Genomic DNA, 18987 nt, shown 5'->3' with positions numbered 1-18987 from the left:
TGACGCCTCGGATCGCCTCAAGAGCAACTTTCGTCTTGTACTGACTGGTGAAGCTTTTGCGCTTCCGTTCACTCATTGCCTGCTCCTTTTTATCGCAGGCACCATCTTAAACTATTGTCCTGAAATTGGGGTCCACTATAGAGTGCTACCAAAATGATAGGCAATTCATGGGCAATCTCTTCTATCTGGAAGAGCATGGACTAATAAAAGCGCTCGCCAAAAGAACCGGAATATATGGCCTGCCTTCCGAAATAGTTACTGCCAAAATCACCGCGAGTGGTCTTGATTTTCTGGAAGATGACGGAGGAGTCGGGGCAATACTTAAAACCATTACCATCAAATTTGACCCAGAAGACCTCAGAAAGTTAATAGAAGCCAGAATTGAATCATCACCTCTAAAACCAGAAGAAAAGAGTTCAATCTTGAAAACAATCAAGCAACTTCCAGCAGAAGGGTTGAAAGAGTTGTCTAAGAAGTTGATTGGGCTAGGACTGGACCATGCCCAGGACGTACCTCAGCTATTGCAAACATGTTCGGACCTATTTTCTTGAACTTTATGAATCCAAGCGGAAACCTTAAAGGCTTCCGCTCATCTGCAATAGTAAGCCAGAAGTCATCCTCTCTATTTACATTTTCCAAATAGAAAACAGACGTGTCATTTTCGCTGCTTACTAATTGAAAACGCCCATAATCGATAGAACGTTAAAGGAATTACCGCACTTCAGCGTGCAATTTTAGCCCAAGCGCCGCAACGATTTTGAGAATCGTATCGAAGCCAGGAACCCTCTCGCCTGAAAACGCCTTGTAAAGACTTTCACGGGAAAGTCCGGCATCGCGCGCAACCTGCGACATCCCTTTGGCACGTGCAATATCGCCAAGTGCCTTGGCAATGAAAGCTGCATCGCCATTACCAATCAGAGGAATATGGTTCTGCCCGCCTCGCAACCTCAAACCCTTGACAGTACATACTTGTGTGCATACAATAAAATCATGAAAATCATCTGGAATTCCAAAAACGAAACCATACGGATCATTTCGGCCTGGAAAGCCAGTGAGCCACAACGGAGGCGTTATGAAAGCCAGTTCTGACAAAATGCACGACAAATACCTTGATTTTACCGACGCAAAACCTGTCAGCGAAACACCGCACCTTGCAAAATTGCAGGCTGAAACAGGAGGAAAATCGAGAATTACCATACGAGTTGATAACGACGTACTGGCAACATTCAAGGCACGGGCCGAGATGATCGGTGGCAACTACCAAACACTGATGAATGATGCCTTGAAGCAGTTTGCCCAAGGATTGAGACTTTCCGACGTAGTCCGCGAAGCTATCCACGAAACGTGGGAAACATGCCTGACAACGCGCTCAACCGGGCGCGGTAAAAAGCTGCGTGCCGGTTAGTTCTCCCACGCTGGATAAGAGAAGAATATCAAGGATGGCGGAGAGAGTTTGATGAATGAACTGTATGACATAAGCAACATTTCCAACGCCATTCACCTGGCGGTTGCCCCTGTTTTCCTGCTCACCGGCATAGGTGCCCTGCTGGGGGTGATGACGAGCCGCCTTGGACGGGTCATTGACCGGGCCAGGCTCCTTGAGGGTCGACTGGAGAATGCCGCGCCGGAAGACGCAGCCAGCATCACTGCCCATCTCGGCATCCTCGCGCGTCGGGCCAAGCTCATAAACCTGGCCATCACCTGCTGTACGATGACGGCCCTGTTGATCTGCAGCGTCATCGCCCTTCTCTTCTCGGGCTCGTTTGTCCAGTTCAACATCGCCATACCGGTCGCACTGCTCTTTATATTGGCAATGCTTCTCCTGGTAATGGGACTTCTCTGGTTCCTGCGTGAAATTTTCATTGCCACTGGCAGCCTGCGTATCGGCCCCAGGTGACGGTAATAAGGGAACTCAGCAACGAGTCATGGTCATGGGGAAGAGACAGTTACCTGCTCGAAGATGGCCGGATCTGGCCGTTGTGCAAAACAGCGCGAGAAAATACTATGTTGGTAATTGGTTTTATATTTCTTATTGCTGGAGGTGGGGGAGGTATTCGGCTACCAGTTCTTCGACCATATTCGCTTGAAGGATGTCTCTTTGACGCTTCATGGAGTCCCGGTCAAGCTGTTCAGCCAGCCATCTTTTGAACCTGACGAAGGCTGCTGGAGAAATAGTGTTCATCCTTGCCATGTGGCCGGTCGCGGAAACGATCATCGCCGAAAAGCGTGGCCCATCGAGCAGCAGACCAGCATTCCGTGCAGGTACTGAGTAGAACTCATCATCCTCATCGGTCAGCCGCAGGGGGTGGGGATCACCGTCTTTCGGTTCCCTTCGAATGATGTCGACTTCAAAGCCCTTGCTGTTGACGGCGGTGTATTTCTGGTCGTCACGGATTTTGAAGGTGGAATCCACCTTTTGGATCAGCTTCAGCATTGATGTACCCATACTGGTCATCTGCGCGATAAAGCTCAGGCGCTTTCGGGTATCCAGAAGAAGGTCAATGTCCTGGGTCGCCAATGCTCCCGCTTCTCCGAAACCAACGCCTGCCGCAGCTTCATAAGCGTAGAGAGAGTGGGTGCCAATGACCGTGAAATAGTCCGAAAGCCCCTCTTTAGCGAGCTTGTTCAGTATGTCGATGAGTATACGAGGCGCCCGGCCGACAAAAAGCGCCCGGTTCATCCTCTGATGTCGCTCAAGCGCGCTGGCAAGGTCTGAGAGTCTTTGCTCGGCCTCGGCTTTTCTGGCGGTGAAACTCTGGTAGATTTGTTCTGTCTTCTCAGATCGCGGACCAATACTTTTTTGAGCGTTGCTGGGCGAAGTCCGGATCAGGTATTCCGTTTCACCCTGTCGCTTCCAATACATGCCCCCGCGTACTTCGGAAGCTGCTTTTCGTGCATCCTCCCAGGCCGTGAACGTTGCCTGGGCGTCGATGTATTGGCGCCTGGCATCTTCACCTATATCAATCCAATGGTATTTTTTCCGTATTTTTTCCATGTTTTAAATTTTATACGGAAAACTATTTAAATTCAAATAGATAATTCTAACTGGATTAACAGGTGCAGCAGAAGAGCTATCCGGTTATTCAACTACCAGGTTTGGGTAACAGAGTCAGGCGTTACAGCCAACGTGGCGCGAAGCCACTCGAATTTCGACTTGAGCAGATCAAAATCCGGCCCGGACGTTATGAAGGCGGCCTTGCCCCTGATCAGGAAACCGGCGCCCGGTCCGTGCAGTCCCTGGACTTTGCTGCTCCCGAGCGTAATCAGGACTTCAGGGTTGAAGGCAACGTTCGCCTCGGTGCGGTGCATGTAGCCGGCGGGAATCAGCAGGCGGCCATCGGCGGATACCCGGACGTAGCTGTTCCACGTGTTGACCAGGTGCGGCCCATCCTGGCCCACGGTGGCAATGGCAACTATGCCGTCCTGCTTCAGTATTTCCTGTAGTTTTTCCGGAATCATCGATGCGTCCTCCTGTACATTGAGTGGTTATGAACCCCGCCGGCAGAGCCCTCCTCCGCAAACCGCAGGGTTATGACAGATTACAACAGCGCCGGTTCCATTGATAGATGATGTTTCAAAATTAATACAGGGCCGATTTGCGGCAATCGGTTCATGAACGATCACTCCGCAGGAGGAACACGTGCCGGAACTCCCCGAGGTAGAACTGACCCGCCGCAGGCTGGAGCGGGAACTGACAGGCAAGAGAATCGACCGGGTGGTGATCCGGGCGCCGAAGCTTCGATTCCCGATCCCCCAGGATCTGCACGATTCCCTGCCGGGGCGGACGGTCCGCTCCGTCGGGCGGCGGGGAAAGTACCTGCTGTTCGACTGCGAAACGGGGTGGCTCATCGTCCACCTGGGGATGACCGGTTTTCTCCGGCTGCACGCGGGCACGACACCCCCGGGCAAGCATGATCACCTGGAGATCGTCTTTGCGGATGGCGCGGTGCTCCGCTTCCACGACCCGCGCAAGTTCGGCACCGTGGCCTGGACCACGGATTCCCCCGTAGCGCATCCGCTCCTGGCGGGGATCGGCCCGGAACCGCTGACCGCGGCCTTTGACGGCACCTATCTCTTCACGGTGAGCCGGACGCGCCGGGTTGCGGTGAAGCAGCTGATCATGAACGCGGCGATTGTTGCCGGGGTCGGCAACATCTACGCCAACGAGGCCCTGTTCCGCGCCGGCATCCGTCCCGACCGGCCCGCCTCCTCCCTCGGCCGTGCCGAATGCGAGCGGCTGGCCCACACCGTCCGGGAGGTGCTGCGGGAGTCCATCGACCAAGGGAGCACGTATCGCGTTGAGGAAGAGACGGTCGCCTACCATCCGCTGGATTTCGCAGTTTACGGGCGGGGTAAGGGTGCCTGCACCTGCTGCGGCGGGGCGCTGGAGGAGATCAGGCTCGGCAACCGGAGCACGGTCTTCTGCCCCCGCTGCCAGCAGTAAGCATACCCGCGCACGATGCCGCTGCCATCGTGACAGCCACTGTCACCTATTCAAACAATTCCCGCCCTTCCCTTGCCACCTCCCCCATCGGTTCTATACTTACTCATGAGCCGCACTCCTGACGAGAACAGTAACCACCGCTGACACCACATACCGGACACCGCATCCCCTCACCACAAGCCAAGGAGCATGTCATGGACGATACCCGCAGGCAGCCCGTCAAACTCCGCATCCCCGGCACGGAAATCACGGAACCGATCCCCGAAATTCCGAAGGAAACGACCGGCCAGATCACCATTAAAGAGGTGCGCACCTTCCGGATCAGCGCATCGCGGGCCGGGGGGGCGGAAACGCCGGTCATCGAGAGCCACCCCGACGATGTCGTGGAGGTGGAACTGGAGGACGGCACCCGGTTCTGGACCACCCAGGAGCGGCTGCGGACCGAGGTGCTGGGCCTGGCCGGAACCAGGGCGGCGGACGGAGTGGTGGAGCTGCCGGCCACCCTCGACCGGCGGAGCGCAAGCCGGGGCTTCATCGGCAAGATCGTCATCAAGACCTTGAAGTTCTTCAGGATCGACGTGGCGGAGAAAGCGGCCCGCTTCATCGCAACAAAGCTGGAAAACCACCTGCTCGGGACAAAGGATGACAACCGGGGCCCCGGCCTCTACCGGCTGTCGGGAGAGGAGCTTACGCTTTCTCCGGTTTCCGAGGCGGTGCTCACCCTGCCGGCGGACCGGCCGTCACTCGTCTTCCTCCACGGCACCGCCTCGTCCACGGCCGGGAGTTTCGGCAAGCTCTGGACCGACAAGCGACGCCCCCAGCGGCAGCAGCTCCTCACCCCCTACGAGGGGCGGGTCTTCGGCCTGGAGCACGAGACCCTGTCCAAGAACCCCATCGACAACGCCATCGCCGTTGCCGAGCGGCTGCCGCCCGGGGCGCGGCTCCACCTGGTCTCCCATTCGCGGGGGGGGATGGTGGGAGAACTCCTCTGCCGGGCCGGCATGGAAGGGGGGCGCGACCCCTTCGACTCCGCCGACCTCAGCTTCTTCGCCGAGCGCAACCCCGACAAGGTGCGGGGAGACCTGGATCGCCTGAACAACCTTCTCATAGAGAAACGGTTCCACATCGAACGGTTCGTGCGGGTGGCCTGCCCCGCCCGGGGGACGACCCTTGCCTCGGAGCGGCTCGACATCTACCTGTCGGTCCTCTTCAACCTCCTGGGGGCCTACGGCTTTGTTGCCAAGCTCCCCGGCGGGGTCTTCACCAGCATCTTCAGCGAACTGATCATGGCGGTGGCCAAGGAGCGTTCCGATCCTTCGGTGCTGCCGGGGATCGAGGCGATGATCCCCTCCTCCCCCCTGGTGGCGCTCCTGAACCGGGCCAAGGCTTCGGTTGCCGGGGAGCTGCGGGTGATCGCCGGTGACATCGAGGGGGACAATGTCATGAGCGCCATCGGCACCCTCCTGACGGACCCCCTCTACCAGGACGACCACGACCTGGTGGTTAATACCGACGCCATGTTCGGTGGCGCCGAGCGGTCCGGCGGGGCGGGATTCCTCTTCCGGCGGGGCCCCGACGTGAACCACTTCAGCTACTTCGAGAACGCCGACAGCGCCGAGGGGCTCGCCCGGACCCTCTCCCGGAGCGGCTCGGAGGCGGACGGGTTCGAGCCCTTCTCGGTGCGGGCCACCGACAGCGGCACCCCCCCCTACGAAAAGCGGGACGTGGCCGACGGGGCGCCGGTGGTCTTCGTGCTGCCGGGAATCATGGGGAGCCACCTGGCCATCGACGAGAACCGGGTCTGGCTCGACCCCTTCGACATTGCCCGCGGAAAGTTCCAACTCCTGAGCTACGGCACGCCGAACCTGGTGAAGCCGGAGGCCCCCATCTGGATCTTCTACAGCGACCTGGTCAAGCACCTGGCAAAAACCCACCGGGTGGAGCCCTTCCCCTTCGACTGGCGGCTCTCGATATTTGAGGAGGCAAAGCGCCTCGCCGCCGCCATCGACAAAGCCCTGGCCGCCACCGAAAAGAGCCGGCAGCCGGTGAGCATCGTGGCCCACTCCATGGGGGGGCTCGTGGCCCGGGCCATGATCGCGGCCCACCCTGAGGTCTGGGAACGGATGAAGGGGCGCCCCGAGGCGCGGCTCATCATGCTCGGCACCCCCAACGGCGGCTCCCATGCGGTGGCCCAGGTGCTCACGGGGCGCGACAGCCTCATCCGCAAGATCGCCCTCCTGGACACCACCCGGAAGAGGCGGGACCTGATCGGCATCGTGGCGAAGTTCCCCGGCCTCCTGGAGATGCTGCCGGCCCTCTCCAGCTTCGACCTCTTCGATGCCGCGGCGTGGCAGAACCTGGCGGCCGCCGACCCGGAGAAGGGGACCTGGCAGCCCCCTACCGCCGCCGCGCTGAAAGCGGCCCGCGCCAACCGGGAAAAGCTGGCCAACTCCCCCATCGATCCGCAGCGGATGCTCTACATCGCCGGCTGTGCCCCCGCTACGCCGGTGGACCTGACAGTCGAGGAAGCAGGAACGAAGAAGCGACTGGTCTTCCACGCCACTCCCCGGGGCGACGGCAGGGTGCCGTGGGAAACGGGCATCCCGGCGGGGATCAGGACCTGGTACCTCCAGGCCGCCCACGGCGACCTCCCCTCCGCCGAGGAAGGGTTCGACGCCATCACCGATCTGCTGCGCCGCGGCACCACCGACCGCCTGCCAACGGCTCCACCCGAGACCCGCGGTGTTCCGGAGCGTTTCGAGCTCCCGGCAGAGCGGGAGCCCCTCTACCCCGACTTCACCGACCTTGCCCGCACTGCAGTGGGTGCCGGGCGCACCAAGCGGACCCGCCGCACCGAGCGCAAGATCCGGATCAGCGTCCGCCACGGCAACCTGGCCTTCGCGGGCCACCCCGTCATGGTGGGTCACTACAAGGGAGATACCATCATCAGCGCCGAAGCGTACTTGGACCGGACCCTTGACGGCCGGCTTATCGCCCGTCACCGGCTTGGGATCTACCCCGGCGACGACGGCACGGCCGAGGTCTTCCTGAACCCCGAATGGGAGCAATCCCAACGAAGCGACGGCAAGCCCGCCGGAGCCATCGTCATCGGCCTCGGCGAGGTGGGGAAACTCTCCCCCGGACGGCTCCTGCGGGCCGTCTCCCGGGGGGCGCGGGCCTATACCCTCGCCCGGGCCGAATGCCCGCAGGTGAAAAGCGGCAAGGCAGGCCCAGCCGGTATCAGTGCGCTCCTCGTGGGAACCGGCGCCGGCGGCGTCTCGGTGCAGGATGCGGTGACCGCCATCCTCCGGGGCGTCATCGACGCCAACCGTTTCATCGCCGATTCGGGCCGCGCCGACTGCTCCCCCATCGAAGAGGTTGAATTCGTTGAACTCTACGAAGACCGGGCCATCCATGCGGCCCGCACCCTGGCGCGACTGCGCAACGATCCTGACATTGCGCGGGCCTTTGCCATCGACCCCGACCCGCTGGTCATCCCCCTGGAAGGGGGGATGCGCCGGGCAAGCTTCTTCGAGGAGGATCCCTGGTGGCAGCGGCTCCAGATCACCGAGGACGAGAAGGAGCGCCTCTCCTTCAATCTCCTCACCGACCGGGCCCGGGCCGAAGTCTACCTCCAGCAGTCCCAGCGGAGCCTGGCCGACAGGTTCATCGAAGAGATGTCCTCTACCACCGCCAGCAGCGAAGGGGTTTCCGTGACCCTCTTCGAGATGCTGATCCCCAACGAGTTGAAGGAATACACCCCCGACCGCCGGGACATGGTGCTGGTCCTGAACGACGCCGCGGCCCGCTACCCGTGGGAGATGATGCAGGAACGGCGGCGAAGCGGCAGCGCCGGCCAGGCAGAGAAGCCCATGGCAGTCCAGGCCGGCATGGTGCGGCAGCTCCAAGTGGAGAAGTTTCGCGAGCGGGTGGTTATGGCCCGCGATACCACGGCCCTGGTCATCGGCAACCCCACCACCCCCTTCACCAACCTCCCCGGAGCCGAGCAGGAGGCCCATGAAGTAGAGAAGGCCCTGAAGGGCGCCGGGTACTCCGTAACCCCCCTCATCGGCACCGATGCCACGGGGCAGGCCATCCTGACGGAGCTCTTCGTCAAGGATTACCGGATCGTCCACCTGGCCGGCCATGGGGTGCTGGACTACCGTCCCCCGGTGCCGTGCGGCTCCTGCCACCAGCAGACCGACGGCAACCCGGTCACCGGCATGGTCATCGGCGAGAACCAGTTCCTGACGGCGGCCCAGATCCGTCAGATGCGCACGGTGCCCCAGCTGGTCTTCGTCAACTGCTGCCACCTGGGGAAGATCGACGACCGGCAACCGTCCCGCAACCTGCCGAACCTGGCCGCCAACGTGGCCACCGAGCTGATCCGGATGGGAGTGAGAGGTGTCGTGGCCGCCGGCTGGGCCGTGCAGGACGATGCCGCAGCCCTCTTCGCCGCCACCTTCTACCGGGAGATGCTGGCCGACTCCACCTTCGGCCAGGCGGTCCACGCGGCCCGCGCCGCCACCTACGCCGCCCATCCCGAGGTCAACACCTGGGGCGCCTACCAGTGCTACGGCGACCCCGACTTCACCCTCGGCAAGGGAGACGCCGCACGTACGCCCCGCACCCAGCGAAAAGCCTACTCCGCCCTTTCTGAGGCGATCGTGGACCTGGAGAACATCGCAGCGGCGGCAAAGACCGCCCGGGGGCCGGCCGTTGACTGGAACCTGAAAGCCATCCGCACCATCGAGCAGAGCGTGCCAACCGCGTGGCTCGCCTGCGGCGCTCTTCAGGCGGCGCTGGGACAGGCCTATGGTGAACTGAAACGGTTTGCGGAAGCAGTGGAGCACTACCGCAGAGCTACCGACGACGACAAGGGGCTTGCCACCATCAAGACCGCGGAGCAGCTCTGGAACCTGCAGTCCCGCTGGGCCCAGGAAGTGGCCGCCACCGACCCGGCCCGTGCCCTCCAGCTCGTCACCGAGGCGGAAGAGAGGCTCATGGACCTGAACAGGGCCCTGGGCGAGACAGGGGAACGGCTGTCGCTGCTGGGGAGCGTTGCAAAACGGAGGATGATGATCGCCACGGAAGTCTCTGAAAAGCGGGACGCCCTCCTTGCCATGGCCGGGCACTACTACCGGTCCTATGCCCTCGGCGTCGAACGGGGCAAACCATCCTACTACCCCCTCGTCAACCACCTGACGGCTCAGACCCTGGCCCTTCTGCTGGACGAGAAGGGGGAGCTGCCGCCCGATTTTGAATCCTCCGTGGACAAGGTCGTGGAGCTTGCGGAGGACGAGCACCGGGCCAGCCCCGATTTCTGGAACACGGCCACGCCGGTGGACTGCCTCCTTCTCAGACACTTGGCCTCGGGCGACCTGGCCGACCACTGCCCCGAAATCATCGCCGACTACGCCAGGGCCAAGAATGTGGGGTCGCCGCGGCAGTTCCAGTCAGTGCTGGACCAGCTTGACTTTCTGAAGAAGGTGATCGCGTCGGCACCGGAAAATGCCGCAAGACAGGTGCTCATGGCGGCCCTGCAGGAAATCCGGCAGGGAGCGGAAGCCGCGGGAAACAGTGACGAAAGCCGCGCTCCCGAACCCCACATCCCTCTGTCAGTCGGGACCGGATCCCCCATCCGGTTGAAGCGCTCCGCTCCACCCAAGACCCTATCACGGGGCAAGGCTCCCCCCACCGCCGGGGCCGAGCCGCCGACACCTGTCCCCGCCATGGCCGGCGCATCTCCCGAAGTCGGGGAAGAGCTGCAGCCGGTCCAGCTGGGGGCCTCGGCACCCCGCCAGGCGAAGCCGGGGAGCGAGTTCACCGCCCGGTTCGTGGCCTACGAAAAGGCCCTGGAGCAGGAGGTCAGGGATCTCCTCAAAAAACTCGCCCCCACGGCCGAGCCAGTGCTCGGCATCCAGGAGTGCCGCTGGAAGCGGGACACCCGCGTCACGGTGAAACTCTCCGGCCGCGCCCTCGCCGTCGACCCGCCCGAGCAGGAATTCATCTGGCAGGGGGGGCGGAACATCCTGGAATTCGACGTGACGGTCTCCAAGAAGGCCGAGGAGGGGATCATCCCCCTCAAGTTCGACGTGGCCATCGAGGGGATCATCGTTGCGCGCCTGCGGCTCGACCTGGAGATAACCGCCGCGCCGAAGAAAAAAGGAGTCTCCACCGCCACCGGCGAGCCGGCAAAAACAGCCTTCGCCTCATACTCCTCCAAGGACCGGCTGCGGGTCCTGGACCGGCTTGATGCTATCCAGATCAGCGCCGGCATTGACGTGTTCCAGGACTGCCTCGACCTCAAGCCGGGAGAAGAGTTTAAGCCGCGGCTCGACAACGAGATCAGGGATCGGGACCTCTTCCTCCTCTTCTGGTCGAAAAGCGCCAGCGAATCCAAGTGGGTGGTGTGGGAGCTGGAAACGGCCATGAAGGAAAAAGGGGAGCAGGCCCTGCAGATCCACCCCCTCGACCCAGGGGTCAAGCCGCCGCCGGGGCTGGAGAAGCTCAACATCGGGAGCAACGCCATGTGGGTCCGCAAGGGTTACGAAGCGGTGCTGAAGGAGCGGGAGTCCGCCGGCCCCACATGAGGAGGGACGCCGGACAGAACGGAAACGTATCAGTGGAGACCTTATGAAAACAACAATCATGACTCTGCTCAAGGTTGCTTGCGCCGTTATCGTCATGCTTGTGTTGCCGGCTGGCACCATGGCGCAGGATGCGGGGGAATCCGATCCGGCGACCAGGTTCAGCAAGGAAGAGCTGACACAGATGCTGGCGCCCATCGCCCTGTATCCCGATTCAATGATCGCCCAGCTTCTGATGGCATCCACGTATCCCCTTGAACTGGTGGAGGCGGAGCGATGGAGGCGGCAGAACACGAGCCTCCAGGGCGAAGAACTGGACAATGCCCTGAAGGCCATGCCCTGGGACCCCAGCGTAAAATCCCTCTGCCACTACCCGGATGTTCTCTTCGCCATGAGCGACAAGCTCGACCAGACGAGGAAACTGGGTGATGCCTTCCTGGGCCAGAAGGATGAGGTCATGGCCACCGTCCAGGAACTGCGCCGCAAGGCCGAACAGCAGGGGAATCTCAAGACAACCAGTGAACAAAAGGTCATCGACGAGCAGGAAGTCATCCAGATTGAACCCGTTGACCCGCGGGTCATCCATGTGCCGGTCTATAATCCCCTCTACGTGTATGGCCCCTGGTGGTATCCCGCCTATCCCCCCTACTACTGGTATTACCCCCCCGGGTACGGCATCGTTGGCGGGTATATCGGCTTCTCCCCCGGCATCTTCATCGGCTTCAACCTGTTTTCCTGGGTCTGGTTCGACTGGCATACTCACCATATCCACACAGACTATTACAAGACGCGAAGGTTCCACCATTACGACAGCCACAGGGGTTATGGCGGCCGCACCTGGCAACATAACCCCGTCCACAGGAGAGGGGTTGCCTATAGGGACAGGAGAACGGGTGAGTCCTTTGGGCAGAGACCGCCACGGATGTCGCCGGCCAATCCGGAAACGCGCGGTTATCCTGGCAGAACCTGGGGGAGTCCGACGTGGAGAGGAACGCAGGCCCCGGGAGAACGGAGGGAAAGGATCGGCGTGCCGCAGACGGGAAGAGAACGTTCGGTGCCCCAAGGCCCGGCCGTGCGCCGCGAAGGTACCGTTGTAACGCCACGAATACAGCCCGGGAGGGAACGGGTGCAGAGGCCGTCAGGCGGGTATTCCCCCTTCCGGGGGGTCGGCGAAGGGACCTTTGAGCGCCGGGCAGTCAGGCGCGGCGAGTCGAGCATCAGGAGCGGCGCGCCGGTGCCGAGAAGCGGAACCAGAGGGAGCTGGAGCGGACAGACGAGACAGCCGGGTGGCGGCTTCCAGGGCGGTGGGATGAGGCAGCCGGGAGGCGGTTCGCGAGGCGGGGGAACCCGTCGATAAGGGCTGTTTTGGTTTATGGCACTGCTGCACGCACAGGGAGGCGACATGAGACTAAGCGCATCGCATCACATAGGTGGCAAGGGTTGGCTGATCTCGGCCTGGGTCCTGGCCGTTGCCATGATCCTTTCAGTGGCATCCCCGCCATCTTTTGCGGCGGCGACGCGGCAGAAGAGCTTCTCATCGCCCGACGACGCGGTGAAAGCCCTGGTAGCGGCCGTTAGAGAAGGTAACGAGAAAGAATTGACGCTCATCCTGGGCCCCGGCAGCAGGGAACTGATATCGTCCGGCGATGAGGTTGCCGACAGGACCGATCGCGAACAATTCCTCGCGGCCTATGACCGGATGAACAGCCTCGAGCGCAAGTCCGCCACGACCACGGTCCTCCATGTGGGCCCCGACAGCTGGGCCATGCCTATCCCGGTCGTGAAGAGAGAGGGAAAATGGGCCTTTGACATCGGGAAGGGGAAAAAGGAGATCCTGAAACGGAGAATTGGCAGGAATGAACTCCATGTCATCGATGTGATCAACGCCTATGTGGATGCACAGCTGGAATACGCGGGCAAGGATTGCCGGGGCGGCGGAAAAGTCGAATTCGCCCAACGGCTCATAAGCTCCGAAGGCGAACGGGACGGCCTGTACTGGGAAGCGAAAGAAGGCGAACCGCCGAGCCCCCTCGGACCGCTGATGGCGCGGGCGGCAACTGAAGGGTACGGCAACCTTTCCCCCTTCCATGGCTACTATTTCAAAATTCTCAGGGGTCAGGGGAAACATGCGGTGGGAGGGGCATACCAGTACGTGGTCAAAGACAAGATGATCCTCGGCTTTGCGCTCGTTGCCTACCCTGCTGAATATGGCAATTCGGGGGTCATGACCTTCATGGTGAATCAGGCGGGAACCGTGTACGAGAAAAATCTCGGCAGGAATACCCGGCGCCTGGCCGAGACCATGGAACTGTTTGACCCCGACAAGAGCTGGAGACCGGTCAAGGCCGAAGAGACGCCCAAACAGAAATAACCCCGCTCCGGAGCCGGCAAGCGGCGCAGTTGGCAGCAGTATGGTGGCGCCGCCGGGCGGCGCCACCGAGTTGCCGGTTACTTGCCGACGGTTACTGTTTCAGCGCCGACGGGTGATGAAAAGTAAAACGTCTCGGCCGCGCGGACGGGAATCCACGAAACGGTGAATACCCCGTCGCCGGCGGCAAGATCGGGGGAAACGCCGTCGTCTCGCATGGTCATGACCTCCCCGCCGCTGAGGGAAACCGTCACGGGCCCCGCAGGGTTTGCACAGTTGATGCTCAGGGCGGAAAGCGTCGTGGCCACCCCCGGCTGGATGATGGACGGATATTTCAGGGCGGAAAAGACGCGGCTGTCGGCACAGGTCAGCGAGCCGAACGCATTGATGCGCCTGCCGGTGACGGTCTTGGCGGATAGGGACACAGGCCGGTCGCCGCCGGAAAGGATGAGGTTTCTGATCCCCCGCCAGTCCTGGGTCGGATACTTGGCCTTGATGAGAGCGGCCAGGCCGGCAACGTGGGGAGTAGCCATGGAGGTGCCGGACATGGAGACATACCGGTTGTTCGGATAGGTGCTGAGAATGGAGTACCCCGGTGCCCCCACCAGCACACTTCTGCGGCCGTAATTGGAAAAGGAGGCGAGGCCATCCGACGAGGTGGTGGCGGCCACGGGAATGACGTTCGGCAGGTTGTAGCCGGCGGGATAGGTCGCTGTCGTGTCGTTGTTGGAGGCGGCGTTTCCAGCGGCGGCGATGAAGAGGATGTCACGCTGGGCGTTGATGGCGTCGGAGAGCGCCCTGGAATAGCCGGCGCCGCCCCAGCTGTTGTTGGTGGCGACGATGTTCACCCCGCGGGACTTCATCTTCTTGATGTACTGGAGGCATTCGATGGCGTCGGAGGTGTAGCCCGAACCGCTTGCCGCCAGGAACTTGCAGGCCATGATCCTGACGCTCCAGTTCACCCCCGCCACGCCGATACCGTTGTTGCCGACCCCCCCTATGGTGCCGGCCACGTGGGTCCCGTGCCCGTTGTCGTCCATGGGGTTGCCGCTGTTGCCCACGGCGTTGTAGCCGTAGATGTCGTCCACGGCGCCGTTTCCGTCGTCATCGACGCCCGGCCGGCCGGTCAGTTCCGCCTGGTTGACCCACATGTTGGCCTTGAGGTCCGGATGGTTGTAGTCGATGCCGCTGTCGATCACCGCCACCACAACGCCGGCACTCCCCGTGGTATTGTCCCAGGCCGCCGGGGCGTTGATCTTCGTCAATCCCCAGGTACTGTAAAACTTCGGGTCGGTAGGGACGTTGGTGGCCTTCAGCACGTAGTTCGGTTCCGCATACTCCACGTCGCCGTCTGCCTCGAACTCCCTGATTGCTTTCTCCACGCTCAGGCCCGGCCTGATCTTCACCTGCTCCATGTGCAGGTCACGGAATTCCTTTTTTCTCTTGGAGCCGTGCCTGCTGTGGCCTGCCATCCTCCTCGCCTCGGAAACATGGTCCCTGTACTTGACGATCAGCTCCCCCTCCCTGTAGGGGGGCGGTGTGGCGTTCGAACCCGACTTCACCTCGGCATAACCGTACCCTGAAACGAGCACAACCATCAGCAACGAACAAACAAACCTTTCCCATCCTCTCTTCATCGTCCTTCCTCCCCTTTCGATTGTAGGGACTCGGAAGATACTAATATCTTCCGAATCCCTTACGCGGCATGAAAACCGCTCCTTCGTCCGGCTCGGCACAAAAAAAGCCGGGTCGGAATATCGGTACGATATTTCGGCGACCCGGCTGTCTCCTGGAGACCCTGTAGGCTTTCCGTCCCACCCTCGCGGATGGTTTAGTATTGTCGTTTATCTTTGGTTCAAAACTGATTGCGTTTCGAAACTATCAGCAGGTTAACCACTTAGCGATACGTTTACCCCCTCCGAGCCGGTCTTTTCCACAGGTGCCGCTCACTTCCCACATCTTATCGGCACATCTTCCACTTCCGTTAGCTTTTTTTGGTTGCACAACCAATTTTTGGCGTTAAAATTTTCTCAATATGTTCATCTGGGCTCCGGAAGGCACCTGCCGCCCCTGCCCCCCTTCCTGTTCCAGTAAACCCACGAATATACCTCCTCGACTTCTGCGACGGCAACGCGATACAAAGATTGAGCTTGATCGGCATTGACTTTTTTGTGCGGGTCAGCTCTCAACCTCCATGGAAGGAGATCGCCATGAAAGCTCGCCGATTATTGAAACGGATGTACCAGGGGGTCTGTTTTCTTCTCCTGGGGGCCGGGGTGACCGTTTTGTCCATTGCCCTCGAGACCGGCACCGCCACACCCACCGCCCTCGCCCTCACCGTTGCTGACTGCCGTGTCTGCCACACAAGCGGCAACAACGTCGAGCGTCACCACAACCTCATCGCCACGAAAGGGCTCGATTGCCTGGACTGTCACAAGATGGTGCTCGATCCCGTCAGCAACACCTATGTTTTCGCCCCCTTCAGGGATTGCACCGACTGCCATTCGACCTCGGTCCATTATGACAAGCACGGCTTTTACATCGCCAACTGGCAGACCCAGTCCGGCGTTACGCCGGGAACCGCCCCGCTCTGGACCCAGATCATGACCTTCTCCCTCGTGAACCCCGCCATGAATCAGTATCAGGTCTGCTACAAATGCCATTCGTACAATGCATTCGGATCAGCGCCGACGGGTGTCAGCCCCGTCGTGAGCCGCTCCGGCATCAAACTCACCGACCAGGCCATGGAGTTCAACCCCAACAACCGGTCGGCACACCCCATCCAGGTGCCCCTCAATTCCCAGACCGGCTCCTATGCCCCCAAGGCGCTCCGGTCGAACCAGATGACCCTTGCCTGGACCAACGTGGGAACCCAGACGATGAAGTGCTCGGACTGCCACGCAGCGCCCCCCTCCGGAAGCACGGGAGCGACAAAGTTTCTCCTCAAGGGACCGCGCACCTACTGGCCCTACAACAGAAACGGCCGGCTCTGGACCCTCAACGATGTCAGAGGCAACACCAACAGCTGGTCGACCGATCTCTTCTGCGTCAACTGCCACCCCATCTATTCGGGCGGAACGTGGAAAAACAATGTCCATGACGATGGCGACCACCTTGAGGGCTCGTACACCATCGGCGGGATACGCCACAATGGAATCCCCTGCGTCTCCTGCCACGTGGAGGTTCCCCACGGATACCGCTACAGCCGGCTGATCGGCTATGACACCGATCCGGCCCCCTACGCAACTATCCAGTCAAACGGAACGAAGGCACAGGCTCTCAAAGGTTTCAGAAAGGCGTCCTCACCGTTCAACTACGACGAGGGGAACTGCTATTCGACAGTCGGCGCCTGTGACGAACACGACAGCCGGTCAATGACATACGACTGGTAGAGACATTGTTCGGGAACGCCGACCTGCGCAGCGCGGCAGGTCGGCGAGAGTATGACTTCCTCCACTCCCCTACTCGGCCTTGAAGAAAGCGACCAGCTTGGCCTCCCCCTGCAAGGTCCGGGTGTTGTAGGACTGGAGCACCCCCTTGACCAATGCGGGTCCGCCGATGCTGGTACGGTGCGTGGTCGTGATCGCCTCGGTTTTGAACGTGACGACGTCACCCTCCATATTGATGGCCGGGATGAGCAGCGTCAGCGTGATCGTCTGCAGATCGGGCACCTGCTCAAGGGTCACGGTGACAAGCTGGCCGATCTCGGTGGAGGTCACGCGGATCTCGTCCCCCTTGAACTGGAGATTGCGCGTACGGTCCTGATAGCTCAAGCGGGGCTCGCCCGTGAAGCTGGTGGTCGAATAGGTTATCTTCACGCGCTTTGCGGTAAATTCGTACATATTCGGCTGGGCCGGAGATGTTGTCTGGGCGGTTGCAACACCCGAAACTACCATGAGCAGGGTGATTGCCACGGCGCAAAGGCTGATTGATATAGTGCGCATGTTCATTTGATTCTCCCCTCTTTCTCACTCCACTTCCGCTTGAAGATCTCGTAAACCGCCCCATTGGAGAGAGAGACCACGAAGAGATTGCCGTTGGGGCCGGTCTGGATGTCGGTGCCGATGCCGAATTTCTCTCCGAATACGAGGCTTTCGCTCTCGGTGATATCGAACTTGCCGAGGTTGTCGGCGACCCGGTCGTGAAGGCGCGGGTCGTTCATGACAAGTTTTTTCCGGTTGCCGGTCATCTTGAAGCGGAAGAGGTAGCCGTCAGCCAGGTTTGTTCGGGCGGCACCCACGAAGAGGTCGCCGATGTACTTGGGACCAAGCCCCCAGGAGCTCATGAACCCGATCCCTGCCGGGGCGACCGCGTACTTCCAGCTGAACTCAGGATCGCTGTAGTGGGAGCCGGGAAGGACGAAGAGGCGCGCCAGGGCCTCGTCGGGGGTGTCGGCGATCTGGGTGGGAGGCCAGCGCAGTTGCTGCAGGGCGCCGCCAAACTCGTTCACCTCGATCGACTTAAACTGAGCGATGCGGGCGACCGGCCCCATGATTTGGATCCATCCCCCGTTCATCCCCGGTTCCACCCTGTTGATCTCGTCGAAGGCGTCGTCGCTGTTCTCCTGGGTCCAGAGCTCTCCCGTAAGAGGATCGACCGCCATGCCGAAGCTGTTCCGGACGCCGTAGGCGTAGATCTTCTGGATGTTCGCCCCCACCTCGCCGCCTATGGCAGCGCCGGCCTTGAAGAACGGATTGTCCTCGGGGGTGGTGCCGTCGTCGTTGATCCGCAGGATGACACCGGTGAGGTGGGCGTTGTCGGGCTCGGGGCCGCCGAACTGGTCATCGTCAATCCCCGGGCCGAAGGGGCCGTCGGGAAGGTTCTGCAATTGGCCGCGCCGGCCGTTGTCGCCGATAATGATGAAGAGCCTGGCGCGGTCATCGTCACCATCGTCCTTGTGGAAGAGCGCTCCCTTTATCAGGTCACGAAGCTTCGCTTTCCGCTTCTCGAACCGGAGGACGCCGCCGTCGTGGTTCCCCCGGAGCGGCTGCCCCACATCCTCCTGGAACGCTCGCAGCATGATGATGTTCTTCTCGAAGGTGAGTAGGGAGCCATCCCAGACATAGCGGTCGACCCGGTTGCCAAGGAGGGGGACCTCGGCGAGATTGCCGGAATCAGCGCCGGTGGTGCTCTCGGTCCAGTAGAGGTAAACACCGGGGTTCTCGGGGAAGTCGGGGTGGAGGGCGATCCCGAGAAGCCCCCGCTCCGACGCGAAGTTGACGGCGAGATCGAGCACGGTGGAGTGGAGTGCGCCCCCTTTGATCCGCTGGACCTTGCCGGTGTTCTTCTCGAGGACCAGGAAGTCGTCAGGGTCAAGGAACGCCATGCTGACCGGCGTAGTGAGGCCGGTCACGACGGTCCTCACCGCCAGGCTCGGGTCGCGCACCGTCGGGCTGTTCTGGGCTGAAGCCCGAGAGACACTGAGCGCGAAAAGGTGAGTTACCAGCACGCCGATGAGGACCAACAAGGTTCTTCGGTCTTTTCCTTTCATCTCCTTACCTCCTTCAGTTAAGTTTCGGTCGATATCGCTCGACCAGTCCGGCCTGGGTAAGGCCGCTGTACGAGAGCAGGGAGTATCCCTGTTC

At 61.1% G+C, this 18987-nt stretch carries 14 protein-coding genes and 1 riboswitch; of the genes, 8 read left to right on the top strand and 6 right to left on the bottom strand.

The features are described from left to right. The first annotated feature begins 167 nt into the window (after positions 1-167). A complete protein-coding gene (locus tag RCH91_RS00505; protein WP_306532551.1) occupies positions 168-551 on the top strand; it encodes a hypothetical protein in 384 nt (127 codons plus the stop codon). Positions 552-711: 160 nt separating this feature from the next. Here RCH91_RS00505 and RCH91_RS00500 read toward each other — a convergent pair whose 3' ends face one another. Continuing rightward, positions 712-1092 (bottom strand): addiction module antidote protein, encoded by a 381-nt coding sequence (locus tag RCH91_RS00500; protein ID WP_306532550.1) that lies wholly within the window; start codon positions 1090-1092, stop codon positions 712-714. Here RCH91_RS00500 and RCH91_RS00495 point away from each other — a divergent pair. After that, positions 1073-1405, top strand: coding sequence for a BrnA antitoxin family protein (locus RCH91_RS00495; RefSeq protein WP_306532549.1), 333 nt, complete (start codon positions 1073-1075; stop codon positions 1403-1405). The two genes, RCH91_RS00500 and RCH91_RS00495, sit on opposite strands and share 20 nt — an antisense overlap. Before the next feature lie 51 nt (positions 1406-1456). Further along, a complete protein-coding gene (locus tag RCH91_RS00490; RefSeq protein WP_306532548.1) occupies positions 1457-1897 on the top strand; it encodes a DUF2721 domain-containing protein in 441 nt (146 codons plus the stop codon). A gap of 132 nt (positions 1898-2029) precedes the next feature. On the opposite strand, the gene RCH91_RS00485 is transcribed toward RCH91_RS00490, so the two are convergent. Together RCH91_RS00485 and RCH91_RS00480 are read right to left on the bottom strand one after the other, a co-directional pair. Further along, positions 2030-2995: a GSU2403 family nucleotidyltransferase fold protein gene (locus RCH91_RS00485; RefSeq protein WP_306532547.1), complete on the bottom strand. Its 966-nt coding sequence runs from the start codon at positions 2993-2995 to the stop codon at positions 2030-2032. A gap of 92 nt (positions 2996-3087) precedes the next feature. Next, entirely contained in the window at positions 3088-3459 is a 372-nt protein-coding gene (locus tag RCH91_RS00480) for a pyridoxamine 5'-phosphate oxidase family protein (protein ID WP_306532546.1), read from the bottom strand. 181 nt (positions 3460-3640) lie between these two features. Between RCH91_RS00480 and mutM the strand changes: the two genes are divergently transcribed. The 4 genes from mutM (at position 3641) to RCH91_RS00460 (ending at position 13405) form a co-directional block, all read left to right on the top strand. Further along, positions 3641-4444, top strand: a complete 804-nt coding sequence (mutM, locus tag RCH91_RS00475) for a bifunctional DNA-formamidopyrimidine glycosylase/DNA-(apurinic or apyrimidinic site) lyase (protein ID WP_306532545.1) — start codon at positions 3641-3643, stop codon at positions 4442-4444. Between the two features lie 194 nt (positions 4445-4638). Next, a complete protein-coding gene (locus tag RCH91_RS00470) occupies positions 4639-11037 on the top strand; it encodes a CHAT domain-containing protein (RefSeq protein ID WP_306532544.1) in 6399 nt (2132 codons plus the stop codon). A gap of 43 nt (positions 11038-11080) precedes the next feature. Continuing rightward, positions 11081-12391 carry a DUF3300 domain-containing protein gene (locus RCH91_RS00465; protein ID WP_306532543.1) on the top strand — a complete coding sequence of 437 codons (1311 nt, stop codon included), beginning with the start codon at positions 11081-11083 and terminating at the stop codon, positions 12389-12391. A gap of 45 nt (positions 12392-12436) precedes the next feature. After that, complete coding sequence (locus RCH91_RS00460; protein ID WP_306532542.1) at positions 12437-13405, top strand: DUF2950 domain-containing protein; 969 nt, start codon at positions 12437-12439, stop codon at positions 13403-13405. Between the two features lie 77 nt (positions 13406-13482). On the opposite strand, the gene RCH91_RS00455 is transcribed toward RCH91_RS00460, so the two are convergent. Beyond that, positions 13483-15039 carry a S8 family peptidase gene (locus RCH91_RS00455; protein ID WP_306532541.1) on the bottom strand — a complete coding sequence of 519 codons (1557 nt, stop codon included), beginning with the start codon at positions 15037-15039 and terminating at the stop codon, positions 13483-13485. A gap of 132 nt (positions 15040-15171) precedes the next feature. After that, a riboswitch (cyclic di-GMP riboswitch) is annotated at positions 15172-15248 on the bottom strand. A 364-nt stretch (positions 15249-15612) separates the two neighbouring features. Here RCH91_RS00455 and RCH91_RS00450 point away from each other — a divergent pair. Further along, positions 15613-16794: a cytochrome c3 family protein gene (locus RCH91_RS00450; protein ID WP_306532540.1), complete on the top strand. Its 1182-nt coding sequence runs from the start codon at positions 15613-15615 to the stop codon at positions 16792-16794. 69 nt (positions 16795-16863) lie between these two features. On the opposite strand, the gene RCH91_RS00445 is transcribed toward RCH91_RS00450, so the two are convergent. Together RCH91_RS00445 and RCH91_RS00440 are read right to left on the bottom strand one after the other, a co-directional pair. Then, on the bottom strand, positions 16864-17352 hold the full coding sequence (locus tag RCH91_RS00445; protein WP_306532539.1) for a hypothetical protein: 489 nt from the start codon (positions 17350-17352) through the stop codon (positions 16864-16866). Then, positions 17349-18893, bottom strand: coding sequence for a sorbosone dehydrogenase family protein (locus RCH91_RS00440; RefSeq protein ID WP_306532538.1), 1545 nt, complete (start codon positions 18891-18893; stop codon positions 17349-17351). Before RCH91_RS00440 ends, RCH91_RS00445 begins: the two co-directional genes overlap by 4 nt. Between the last annotated feature and the right edge of the window lie 94 nt (positions 18894-18987).

The sequence above is a fragment of the Geobacter sp. genome (assembly GCF_030834625.1).
In the GTDB taxonomy this organism is placed as follows: domain Bacteria; phylum Desulfobacterota; class Desulfuromonadia; order Geobacterales; family Geobacteraceae; genus Geobacter.
The sequence above is the reverse complement of the archived record's forward strand: the minus strand, read 5'-3'. Positions and strand labels throughout refer to the sequence as shown.

Coding starts and splice junctions, on each gene's coding strand:
- RCH91_RS00480 (WP_306532546.1), bottom strand. CDS start 3,459: ATGATTCCGGAAAAACTACAGGAAATACTGAAGCAGGACGGCATAGTT.
- RCH91_RS00455 (WP_306532541.1), bottom strand. CDS start 15,039: ATGAAGAGAGGATGGGAAAGGTTTGTTTGTTCGTTGCTGATGGTTGTG.
- RCH91_RS00460 (WP_306532542.1), top strand. CDS start 12,437: ATGAGACTAAGCGCATCGCATCACATAGGTGGCAAGGGTTGGCTGATC.
- RCH91_RS00450 (WP_306532540.1), top strand. CDS start 15,613: ATGAAAGCTCGCCGATTATTGAAACGGATGTACCAGGGGGTCTGTTTT.
- RCH91_RS00490 (WP_306532548.1), top strand. CDS start 1,457: ATGAATGAACTGTATGACATAAGCAACATTTCCAACGCCATTCACCTG.
- RCH91_RS00465 (WP_306532543.1), top strand. CDS start 11,081: ATGAAAACAACAATCATGACTCTGCTCAAGGTTGCTTGCGCCGTTATC.
- RCH91_RS00445 (WP_306532539.1), bottom strand. CDS start 17,352: ATGAACATGCGCACTATATCAATCAGCCTTTGCGCCGTGGCAATCACC.
- RCH91_RS00505 (WP_306532551.1), top strand. CDS start 168: ATGGGCAATCTCTTCTATCTGGAAGAGCATGGACTAATAAAAGCGCTC.
- RCH91_RS00495 (WP_306532549.1), top strand. CDS start 1,073: ATGAAAGCCAGTTCTGACAAAATGCACGACAAATACCTTGATTTTACC.
- RCH91_RS00470 (WP_306532544.1), top strand. CDS start 4,639: ATGGACGATACCCGCAGGCAGCCCGTCAAACTCCGCATCCCCGGCACG.
- RCH91_RS00485 (WP_306532547.1), bottom strand. CDS start 2,995: ATGGAAAAAATACGGAAAAAATACCATTGGATTGATATAGGTGAAGAT.
- RCH91_RS00440 (WP_306532538.1), bottom strand. CDS start 18,893: ATGAAAGGAAAAGACCGAAGAACCTTGTTGGTCCTCATCGGCGTGCTG.